This window comes from Synechococcus sp. H60.3 (genome assembly GCF_047462295.1).
In the GTDB taxonomy this organism is placed as follows: domain Bacteria; phylum Cyanobacteriota; class Cyanobacteriia; order Thermostichales; family Thermostichaceae; genus Thermostichus.
In genome coordinates, this window is the sequence record NZ_JANSIY010000090.1 from 1 (window position 1) to 10793 (window position 10793).

Below are 10793 nucleotides of genomic sequence, written 5' to 3' on the forward strand. Positions count from 1 at the left end.
GGCCGGATAGGCAGCTTCTAGGGTCGCTCTCGGCCCTGTCTGGCCTGTCCAATCAGGGTTCATGCTGATCCCCGTGAGCAGGAAGTTTCAACCTTCAGCAAATCTTTAGAGAAGTCGGAAGTGTTTTTGCCGGGTGAGTTGTTTAGAATGCGCTCATCCTTGCTGAGGTATGCAATGCTACGCCAGTTAGAGCGGATCCTGAAGCTGGACGTGCTGCTGCGCTCTGAGCAGCGGCAGACAGCCGCTTCGCTGGCTGAGGCTTTGGAGGTGAGCGAACGGACTGTTCGAGCAGACATCAGCTTCTTGAAGGATCGCTTTCAAGCCCCCATCAAAGTCAGCCGCGAAAAGGGATATCACTACACCGATCGGGAATGGCGCCTGCCGACGATACCCCTCACCAAGGGGGAACTGTTTGCCCTGACTTTGGGAGCGAGAATGCTGGAAGCCTACGCAGGATCGGCCTATGCCCCGCAGTTGCGCTCGGCGATTGGGCGGTTGGCGCAACGGCTTCCGGAGCAGGAGTGGCTGGATCTCCAGCAGCTAGCCGATGAGCGTCTCATCTTTCGGGCGGGGGCGGAAACCCATCTGGACTGGGAGATTTGGCAACAGTTGGAGGACGCCTGTCGGGAAAAAAGACGAGTGTGGATGCGCTATCGCACCGCCAGTCGAGGCGATCAGGTGTCGGAACGGAAGTTGGATCCCTATCTCTTGCACATCTACCGCGGCACCAATCCCTACGTGATTGGCTGGTGTCACAAAAGACAAGAGGTGCGCTGGTTCCGAGTGGACAGGATTCTGGCTCTCAAAACCTTGGCGGACACTTTTGAGATAGATCCCAACTTCGATGCTAAAGCCTATCTGGCAATGATTTTTCAGCATGAGGCGGGCGGGATCCCTCGCCAGGTGGGAATTTGGTTTGATGCCCAAACGGCACCCTTCATTCGGGAGCGGCGCTGGCATCCAACCCAAGTCATCGAAGAAAACCCAGACGGATCCCTGGTTCTGCGCATAACCGTGCAGGGGATGAATGACGTCAAGCGCTGGGTGTTGGGCTATGGCAGAGGAGCCAGAGTGCTGGAGCCCCCGGAGTTGGTGGACATGATGCGGCAAGAGATCTGCGAAATGAGTCAGCGCTACACCGACAAGGAGCCGTCGCCATGAATAAGTTTTGGGCCAAGACCGGACAGGGACAGTTGCGAGAAGATGGCCGACCTCTATACCATCCCGTCCTCTGCCACCTAGCCGATACGGCAGCCGTGGCCATCGAGATCGTGCAAACCTACCTCAGCCCCCTTGCCCGTCAGCAGCTCTCGGCAGGGTTGGGGCTGGAAGGGGATCCCTTAGCTCGCTTTTGCGGGTTCATGGCAGGCTGCCACGACCTGGGCAAGGTCAGTCCTGCCTTTCAGTTTCAAGTTGGCGAAGTGGGAAAAGCCCTGGTGGGATCCCGTCTCTACGATCTGTGGCGCAGCTATCCCAACACCGGCCAACCAACTCCTCACGGAACAGTGACCGCCGCAACCCTGCCCAGCTTTCTGGAAGAGCTGGAACTGCCAAAGAAACTGGCCCAAAAATTGTCAGCTATTGTCGGCGGTCATCATGGCTTTTTCCCGGGACTTCAGGATATTCAAAGTCTCTCCCCCGACGATGTCGGTCGAGGGGAGTGGATCCCATTTCGTCGAGAGATTTTCCAGCAACTACAAAGTTTTGTTGGGCTGAAAAGAGAAGGGATCCCCACCCGCTGCGACAATGCCGCCGCCATGATCTTGGCCGGCCTGACAACCGTTGCGGACTGGATTGCCTCGAATGCGGAGAGTTTTCCCTACGCCAACGACGAGCCCTTTGAGACCTACGCTCAGGGGATACCTGAAAAAGCCCGGCAAGCCCTGAAGGCCCAAGGCTGGGTTGCGCCCCCCACAGGCAGCCCTCTTACTTTTGAGGCTCTCTTTGACTTCATCAGCGAGCTGCGACCGCTGCAATCGGCAGCCATTGCCCTGAAGGATAGGCTGGCTCCACCCTGCTTGGTCATTGTCGAGGCCGCCATGGGGGAGGGCAAAACCGAGGCGGCGCTCTACCTGGCTGACCATCTGCAGCACCAAAGCGGAGCCGGCGGTTTCTACATCGGCTTACCTACCCAGGCAACCAGCAACGCCATGTTCGAGCGCGTCAAGTCATTTTTGCAAAAGCGCTATCCCGATGCCACCGTGAACCTGACCCTCAGCCATGGGGCAGCAGCTCTCAAAGAAGATTACCTAGAGACTGTCTGCCGCCTAGATCAGGTTTACGACCAGGAGGGCAAGGGGGTTTTTGCCAGCGAGTGGCACACTGCCCGCAAGCGAACGCTGCTCAGTCCCTACGGGGTGGGCACCCTTGATCAAGCCCTAATGGGTGCAGTACGGGCTCGCCACCAGTTTGTCCGGCTGTTTGGTCTGGCAGGCCGCACCATCATCCTGGACGAGATCCACGCCTACGACCTCTACACCAGCACTCTGCTAGAGCGGTTCCTGGAATGGGCAGCCGTTTTGGGATCCCCCGTGATCGCCCTCTCGGCCACCCTGCCCGCCGGTACCCGCCAACGATTGCTGGCTGCCTATGCCAGGGGCTGTGGACAGCCCCCGCCCGACTTGCCAAGGGCGGCCTATCCTCGCATCACTGCTTTGGCTTCTGGAGCAGCTCTAGCTCAGTCTTTTGCTCCTTCGGAGCACGTGCGCCGTCAACTAGGGATCCGCTGGGTTCAGGATGACCAATGGCCCGCAGAACTCCGGCAAGTGCTTTCCAAAGGGGGTGGGTGCGTTGCTGTTATCTGCTCAACGGTTGATCGCGCCCAGCAAGTGTTTAAGCATCTCCAAAATGATTTTCTGCCGGAAGAATTGGGTTTATTTCACGGGCGCTTTTTGTTCAAAGATCGAGAGCAGATTGAGAAAGAATGCTTAGAGAAATTTGGCAAAAAAGGACATCGACGTCCCTCTCACTTTGTTTTGATAGCAACTCAGGTCATTGAGCAAAGCCTAGATGTGGACTTTGACTTAATGATTAGCGACCTAGCTCCCATTGATCTTCTTCTACAACGCTCTGGGCGACTCCACCGCCATCGGCGGGATAAGCGACCACCTGAGCTGTCTGCTCCCTACTTGTGGATAGTGAAACCAGAGCTGGACGCTGAGGGCAGAGCTAATTTTCGGGAGAGTAGCTCTATCTACGATCAGCACATTCTCCTACGCAGTTGGTTGACTCTGAGACAGCGCCAAAACGTGCAACTACCTGAAGAAATTGACGACTTAATTGAATCAGTATATGACCTGGAGAGACCTACCCCCGAAAACTTAGAGCCAGTTCATTCCAAAGATTGGAACGACTCTTTGGAAAAGTACAAAGTTGAAGAAGAGGATGCTAAAAGATCTCGAGCTAATGAAGTAAAGATCCCGCCGCCACATGCTGATGTGAGGCCCGAACAGTTTACCTACCTAAAAAAAGAGGATGACGAAAGCACTATCGCTGCCGTTACCAGACTTGGGCAGCCTTCAGTAGTAACAATTTTCTTGCAACAAGGGAAGAGCAGTTTAGTCTTTCCCGGCTCTCACGATCTAGTGGATCTAGAAACTGAGCCCAGCTTGCCGATGATTCGTAAGTTACTGGCCCACAGTGTTCGCATTGCTTCCCGCCAGGAGCTTGTAAAGGAGCTGCTGAGGCGGGAGAACCCCAAAACTTGGACATCTGCTCTGCTGCGTAACTGTCGCTACGTTGTCTTGAACGCCGAAGGGTGGGCCCAGATTGGCAACTGGCGGCTACGGTTGGATCCTAACTTAGGGATCGTGATCGAGAAGGTTGACAGCTAACGTTGGGGAGGAGCTCATGGAGAGCCAATCCTTTAATCTCACCAGAGAAAAGTGGATCCCTGTACTCGATCCCGATTTTCGGATCCAAGAGTTGTCTTTAGTTGAGTTGTTTAGAGAGTGGGAAAGCCTAAAAGAGATTCGAGGAGATAATCCGCCTACCACTTTAGCCCTCTACCGTTTTCTACTGGCAATTATGCACCGAGCCTATCTTGGGCCGACAGATACAGATCACTGGAAGGAAATCTTTCAAGACAATGGAAAGAGAGTTGTTGAGTACTTGCAGGGTAGTCAAGATTGTTTTGACCTATTCCATCCCACTAACCCCTTCATGCAGGATCCAGCTTTACCTATAGAAAGAGCCGTGCCTGTCTACGCCATCCATACCATGAGCACCTCTGAAGTATTCTCTCATGAACACGAATGGAGCGGCTACAGCATCTCCTTGCCGGAAGCTGCTCGACTATTGGTGCGTCTACAGGGAGTCGATATCACCAGCCTAAGGGCATTTTATGTCGGGCAAGACAGTGGCAATCGCTCTGCTGTAAACACTCCGACTATGAATGTTGCCAATGTCCTTTTAAAAGGAAGAACCTTAAAAGAGACGCTGATGCTGAACTTGATGCAGTATAGCCCAGAGAATGAGATACCGAGTGTGGTAGCTGGAGAAGATGTACCCACCTGGGAAACCGAAGTTGGCTACACTGGCCAACCGAAAAAAGAAATCCCTGCGGGATACATCCACTACTTAACCTTTCCCTGGCGGCGGCTGCGGCTGTTTTCAGAAGCTGGGCGAGTGCAGCAATTGGCTATCACTATGGGCAACTCCCTACCCGAGGGTGTAGAGGCCCGGCAGTGGGAATGTAGCGTTGCCTATAAAGAAGGTAAACCAGTGCGTCTATCTTTACACAGACAGTTGTGGCGGGATGCGGACAGTTTTCTCTTGACGGCTAGCAAGCAAACCCGTCCTCGGATTGTGGACTGGCTAGCTGAGCTCAAGTCAGAAGAATTGGTCAATAATTTGGTTGTATTTGAAGTGTTGGGTATGAGCGCTGACCAGGCTAAACCTTTAGGATGGAGTTCGGCTCGATTTTCAGTTCCAATACAGTTTGTTACAGATTTGGAGTTGGCGCAGAGCTTAAAAAGCGCTATTGGAATTGCCGAGAACCATCAACAAATCTTTCGATCTTTTAAAGGCAGCCCCTACTTTTCTCTGGCAGAGGTTCTCAAAAACGGAGAGACTGAGAAGCTATCCAAAGCTTTAGATGGAGAGTCTCGCTACTGGGCAATTCTAGACCAAGCTTTCTCAAGGCTACTTCATGATTTACCCCAAGATAACCAAACTGTAGCTGATGGCATTACCCGCTATGGACTTACCACTCTACCTGCCTGGATTAAGACTGTACAAGATGCCGCTCGGAGAGCCTTCACCGAATCCATTGAGTCTATTCGCAATCATCAGGCCAGAGCAGCTGCCTTGCGCACACTGGAGTGGAAACTAGCAGAGCTTCGCGCCGACCCAAGGGAAAAGAAAGCTCAAAAACAAAAAACAGCTAAGAAAAAGCAGAAGAAGGAGCAAGCCGTTGTCCAATAGGAGTCTAAGTTATGGCTACAACTCAAATCTCTTCTCATAATCGACTAGAACGAGCAAAAAAGTTCTTACAGGAAATTAAGGATCGCCTTAAAAACGACACCGGCGCCAAAGTTGCCTTCAAGCGGGCACTTTCCGGCGAGCACCACCACTTACGAAAAATTTACCCCTTTGTACTGCCCTATTTGCAAGGGATCCCCGAACAAGAACAGGATATCTGGATCTTTGTGGCGTGTCTCTCTGTTTACCATGATCAAGATGCAGAACCGGATGCCGGTAACTTTGCGAAAAGCTGTCGGGAACTGCAAGACAGCACTGAATCTAAAGGCCCAGAACGAAGGTTTAGAGCTCTTCTGGAGACCGATCTTGACTATATCGAATATCCAATCACAGCTCTAGTGCGACAGATGAAGAGCAAAAAGGAGAGGAGGATTTCTGTTTACTACCCACGTTTGATCGTTGACCTTTGCTTATGGAACCACCCCGATCAAGTTGTTCAAGATAAATGGGCTAGAACTTTTTGGCAATCACCTTCTTCTGGATCTGCAAGGTCAGAAGAAACTGATAATGTAAGTTTCGAGGTCTCCGATGACTTCAAAGAGGATGTAGGCTGAGAGGCACTTGCCTCTGTTTAAGCTAGCAGACTTGTTCCGACACCATACCTTAGAGGAGAAATAGCCATGCGAATGGAAATTCATTTGATTCAAAGTTTCCCTCCTGCTAACCTAAACCGCGATGAAAATGGCATGCCCAAATCTACGATATTCGGTGGTCGTCCGCGAGCGCGAATCTCTAGCCAGTGCCAGAAGCGGGCAGCGCGAAAATACTATTACCAATATGCCAAGCTAGACCCGGCTCACTTTGCCGATCGCTCTCGTAACTGGATCCCTGAGTTGAAATCTAAGCTTGTGAAGGCAGGGATCCCTGATGAGCAAGCTGAGCTGGTTGCTCGGCTGGCCTTAGAGGAAGGGCTTAAGCTCAAGTTTAATGATAAGAACGAAGCCACCACTATTGTATTTTTGGGTAAGACAGAACTTGATGCAATTGCCGAAATCCTAATCAAAAACTGGTCTGCCATCGAATCCAGCTTACGAGAGGAAAAGCCTAAGCTTCCCCAAAAGGATCCCAACATAGCTAAGGCGATCGAGAAAGCTTTGGTTGATACAGGAAAACCGGGTGATGTAGCTTTGTTCGGTCGGATGATGGCCTCGCTACCCACAGTCAATGTCGATGCTGCCGTTCAAGTGGCCCATGCAATTAGTATTAACGTCCTGCAACAAGAATTTGACTTCTTCACAGCCGTAGACGACCTGGGCAGTAGTGAGGACACCGGAGCCGACCACATGGGCGAGACGGGGTACAACAGCTCTACCTACTACCGCTTTGCTGTTCTCGATAAGGAGCAGTTGGTTGAAAATCTAGGTGGAACTGAACATCTAGGATCCATTATCAAGGCTTTTGCTACGGCTTTCATTCATGCTGTGCCCAGCGGACATCAAAACGGATTTGCCGCTCACACTCGGCCAGCATTGGTGATGGTGGTAGTTCGAGAAGGGCAGCCTATTTCCTTGGTGGATGCCTTTGAAAACCCGGTTGCTCCTAGTGGAGGATTTAGCCTACTGGAAAATGCCGTTAAAGCTTTAGATGAGTATTGGGGATCACTTATCAAGATGTATGGAGAAGCTGATGTGCAGTATAAGGGCGTTGTTGCCCTTGATAGGCTAGCCGAGAGACTTAACGTACTCAAATCTAGCAAGAAAGATTCTGTAGAAGAGCTCTTAAATAGTGCTCTCAAAGCTCTTGGCGTGGCCAACAACGGCAAAGGAGCTTAGATCATGACTACGCTTCTCATGCGATTGCGGGCCCCGATGATGAGCTGGGGCGACCACAGCCAGTTTGATTATCGCGATAGCCGTCGTGAGCCTACAAAGTCGGCTGTCATCGGGATCCTCTGCGCGGCACTGGGTCGCCCTCGTTGGGAACCTGTTGATGATCTAGCTGCCCTCAGAATGGGGGTGCGAGTGAATAAGGAAGGGATCCTTCGCAAAGACTTCCACACAGTGCAAAACAATATGCACGATAGGCGTAAAGCGGAAACGACGCTTAGTGAGCGCTACTACGTAGCGGATGGGGATTACCTGGTGGGATTGGAAGGGGATTTTAATTTGCTGAGAACCTTGGATCAAGCTTTGCAAAAACCTCACTGGCAAGTGTTTCTAGGACGGAAGAGTTTTATTCCCAGCCGCCCTTTGCGATTGGGGCTTGTGGAGCAGCCCTTGCTGGAAGCTTTGCGTCAGCATCCTTATGAGTGTTCTAGACGCGAGCAGTGTCCCTCTCAACTTCGCTTTGTTTTGGAGGTTCCTGAGAGCTTAGATGTGCGCCAAGATGTGCCTTTGAGCTGGCAGCCACGGCGTTTCGGTTGCCGGGCTGTGAAGACAGAATACTATAAACTCCCGGAGGTGATATGTATCTTTCCCGGCTGATCCTCAACGAGCGACAGCTTTTGGTGCAGCGAGAGCTCAGTAATGCTCACGCTTTGCACCAGCGAATTATGCATGGTTTTCCCGATCAACCCACCAAAACCCCTCGCTCCGATTGGCATATTCTTTACCGTCAAGAACCCGATGGCTGCACTCTCCTGGTACAATCAGCCATTCAACCAGATTGGTCTCGCTTGCCCCAGGGTTATGTCCAAAGGGATCCGGAAGTCAAAATCTTTGACCTAAAGCCAGAAGTTCTAAGTAAGGGAAGATGCTTTCAGTTTCGACTTCGAGCAAATCCCAGCAAGCGAGATAGGAAGACCCACAAGATTATTGGCTTTTTTCGCTCTGAGGATCAACTGGAATGGCTCCGCCGCCAGGGCCAGCAGCATGGGTTTGAGGTGTTGGCTGCAGAAGGGATCCCGTCGCCGCAAATATTTGGGATCAAAAAGGGGCTCTCCGGGCCAGTTCGTATCCACACCGTTTTGTTCCAGGGCATATTGCGGGTAACTGATGCTGAAGCTTTGGTCAAAGCAGTGCAACAAGGAATTGGGCGAGGGCGCTCCTACGGCTGCGGACTCCTATCACTTAGCAAGATCAGCTACTTTCCCTATTAGTTTTGCCTTCTAAAGGAGAGTATCTTATGAGCACAAAGACAACTGCGAAAAGTTTACGTTCTATCCCAAAGGTTCGAGATAGCATAAGCTTCGTCTATGTGGAACGGTGCCGAATTGAGCAAGATGCTAAAGCTGTTGCCGTTTTGCAAGAAGATGGCAGATATATAATCCCTTGTGCCAGCTTGACAACTTTAATGCTAGGCCCCGGAACGGCAATTACTCACGCTGCTATTAAGAACTTGGCCGATGGCCTCTGCTCAGTCCAGTGGGTTGGCGAAGATGGGCTACGCTTCTATGCCAGCGGATCCCATCCTTCTAGCAGCGTGGAAAGGCTTTATCACCAGGCCAAACTCTGGGCAGATCCCGTCCAGCATATGGAAGTGGTTCGGCGTATGTATTCCTTTCGCTTTCCCGAACCTCTAAAAGAAGGGCTAACCCTTGAGCAGATTCGTGGCCTAGAGGGAGTGCGAGTGCGAACTGTTTACAATCGCCTGAGCAAGGAAACAGGGGTAAAGTGGAAAGGACGCTCCTATAAGCTCAAGGAATGGGAATGTGCTGATCCCGTTAATCGAGCTCTTTCTGTTGCCAATACTTGCCTCTACTCCGTTTGCCAGGCAGCGCTCAATGCCGTAGGCTATTCAACTGCGCTGGGATTTATTCACATAGGCAAGCCCTTATCTTTTGTTTATGATGTTGCTGATCTCTACAAAACAGAGATCACTATTCCTGCTGCCTTCAAGGCTGCCGCTGAATTGATGCCAAACTTTGAGTCGAGAACCAGGCAACTGTGTCGAGAAAAGTTTGTAGAGCATCGGTTGATGCAGAGAATCATAGACGATGTTGACGCCATCCTCGGCTTCAGATCTACTCAGGACGAGTCTAGCCCTTTGGGTGCTCTTTGGGATAACGAGAAGGGAGCTGTTGAGGGGGGAGTGAGCTACGGAGAAGATCTAGATGAGGCAACGCCGGACTAATGGTGGTTTTCATCTTGGAGAATGTCCCAGCAAGTTTGAGGGGAGACCTAAGCCGCTGGCTGTTTGAGATCAAGGCGGGGGTCTTTGTCGGTCGCGTCTCGGCTCTGGTTCGAGAAGAACTGTGGGCGCGGGTGACCAGCAAAATCGGCGACGGCTCTGCACTGATGGTCTATTCCATCAACTCAGAGCAGGGATTCTGGGCCAGAAGCATCGGGGATCCCTCGCGGCAGCTAGTAGACATAGAAGGGGTGCTGCTGGTCAAAACCTACTAAAATCGGCAAAAATCGAAGAGTTGTCCCCACACCCGTGGGGGTGAACCGCTTCTCCGTTGCAGTGAGTGGAGCAGATCCGAGAGTTGTCCCCACACCCGTGGGGGTGAACCGGAGCTGGTGGAGTCGCCACCACTTGGGGGTTAGTGTTGTCCCCACACCCGTGGGGGTGAACCGTTTCCGACACTGCCCCCATCAGGGCTGCCACAGCGTTGTCCCCACACCCGTGGGGGTGAACCTGGCCGCTAGCGCCCCCGCTTACCCCCGACCGCCGGTTGTCCCCACACCCGTGGGGGTGAACCGTTCAGTCCAGAGTCGATTGCCAAAGTGGTGCTGGGGTTGTCCCCACACCCGTGGGGGTGAACCGAGGTGCGTGAGATCTATCACGCCCAATACTGGGAGTTGTCCCCACACCCGTGGGGGTGAACCGTTACGGACGAGGATCTGGAGGATTTCGTGTCGCGTTGTCCCCACACCCGTGGGGGTGAACCGTCCATCAGACTGCCAGTACCCGCTTGGGCCCCTGTTGTCCCCACACCCGTGGGGGTGAACCGTCCATCAGACTGCCAGTACCCGCTTGGGCCCCTAGTTGTCCCCACACCCGTGGGGGTGAACCGCCTCTGTCCAGGAGCCTCTCCTCCAGGAGCTTCTTGTTGTCCCCACACCCGTGGGGGTGAACCGTCCGCTTCCCAAACGGTCGCGGGAGTGTTGGTCGTTGTCCCCACACCCGTGGGGGTGAACCGAAGTGTTGCAGGTAGCGGACGGCCTGCTCCTGTCCGTTGTCCCCACACCCGTGGGGGTGAACCAGTCCCGCTGGACGGCAGAGTCTTCCTGAGGTCAGTTGTCCCCACACCCGTGGGGGTGAACCGGTCAACCAGCTCGTGATCCGGAACGGGGATAGGCGTTGTCCCCACACCCGTGGGGGTGAACCGGCCTTGACGCCGCCGCCGCTCCGGCGGCGTTTCGTTGTCCCCACACCCGTGGGGGTGAACCGTCCCCGAACAGCGCGAGAATCTGCGGCTTGTTGAGTTG

General features: G+C 53.0%; 9 protein-coding genes and 1 CRISPR repeat array. All 9 genes read left to right on the plus strand.

Features of this window, described 5'->3' with window-relative positions:
• Window positions 1–174: 174 nt before the first annotated feature.
• The 9 genes from NW841_RS09700 (at window position 175) to cas2e (ending at window position 9764) form a co-directional block, all read left to right on the plus strand.
• Window positions 175–1161 (plus strand): helix-turn-helix transcriptional regulator, encoded by a 987-nt coding sequence (locus tag NW841_RS09700; protein ID WP_414335455.1) that lies wholly within the window; start codon window positions 175–177, stop codon window positions 1159–1161.
• Complete coding sequence (gene cas3, locus NW841_RS09705) at window positions 1158–3833, plus strand: CRISPR-associated helicase Cas3' (RefSeq protein ID WP_414386202.1); 2676 nt, start codon at window positions 1158–1160, stop codon at window positions 3831–3833. Before NW841_RS09700 ends, cas3 begins: the two co-directional genes overlap by 4 nt.
• A 16-nt stretch (window positions 3834–3849) precedes the next feature.
• A complete protein-coding gene (gene casA / locus NW841_RS09710; RefSeq protein ID WP_414386203.1) occupies window positions 3850–5424 on the plus strand; it encodes a type I-E CRISPR-associated protein Cse1/CasA in 1575 nt (524 codons plus the stop codon).
• An 11-nt stretch (window positions 5425–5435) separates the two neighbouring features.
• Window positions 5436–6035 carry a type I-E CRISPR-associated protein Cse2/CasB gene (gene casB, locus NW841_RS09715; protein WP_414386204.1) on the plus strand — a complete coding sequence of 200 codons (600 nt, stop codon included), beginning with the start codon at window positions 5436–5438 and terminating at the stop codon, window positions 6033–6035.
• 72 nt (window positions 6036–6107) lie between these two features.
• Complete coding sequence (gene cas7e, locus NW841_RS09720) at window positions 6108–7253, plus strand: type I-E CRISPR-associated protein Cas7/Cse4/CasC (RefSeq protein WP_414386205.1); 1146 nt, start codon at window positions 6108–6110, stop codon at window positions 7251–7253.
• A 3-nt stretch (window positions 7254–7256) separates the two neighbouring features.
• Entirely contained in the window at window positions 7257–7904 is a 648-nt protein-coding gene (gene cas5e, locus NW841_RS09725) for a type I-E CRISPR-associated protein Cas5/CasD (RefSeq protein WP_414386206.1), read from the plus strand.
• Window positions 7886–8518, plus strand: a complete 633-nt coding sequence (gene cas6e / locus NW841_RS09730; RefSeq protein WP_414386207.1) for a type I-E CRISPR-associated protein Cas6/Cse3/CasE — start codon at window positions 7886–7888, stop codon at window positions 8516–8518. Before cas5e ends, cas6e begins: the two co-directional genes overlap by 19 nt.
• A 26-nt stretch (window positions 8519–8544) precedes the next feature.
• Window positions 8545–9492 (plus strand): type I-E CRISPR-associated endonuclease Cas1e, encoded by a 948-nt coding sequence (cas1e, locus tag NW841_RS09735; protein WP_414386208.1) that lies wholly within the window; start codon window positions 8545–8547, stop codon window positions 9490–9492.
• Window positions 9492–9764 carry a type I-E CRISPR-associated endoribonuclease Cas2e gene (gene cas2e / locus NW841_RS09740; RefSeq protein ID WP_414335467.1) on the plus strand — a complete coding sequence of 91 codons (273 nt, stop codon included), beginning with the start codon at window positions 9492–9494 and terminating at the stop codon, window positions 9762–9764. Before cas1e ends, cas2e begins: the two co-directional genes overlap by 1 nt.
• Before the next feature lie 19 nt (window positions 9765–9783).
• A CRISPR array of direct repeats spans window positions 9784–10755; the repeat unit is 29 nt; unit sequence GTTGTCCCCACACCCGTGGGGGTGAACCG.
• The last annotated feature ends 38 nt before the right edge of the window (window positions 10756–10793 follow it).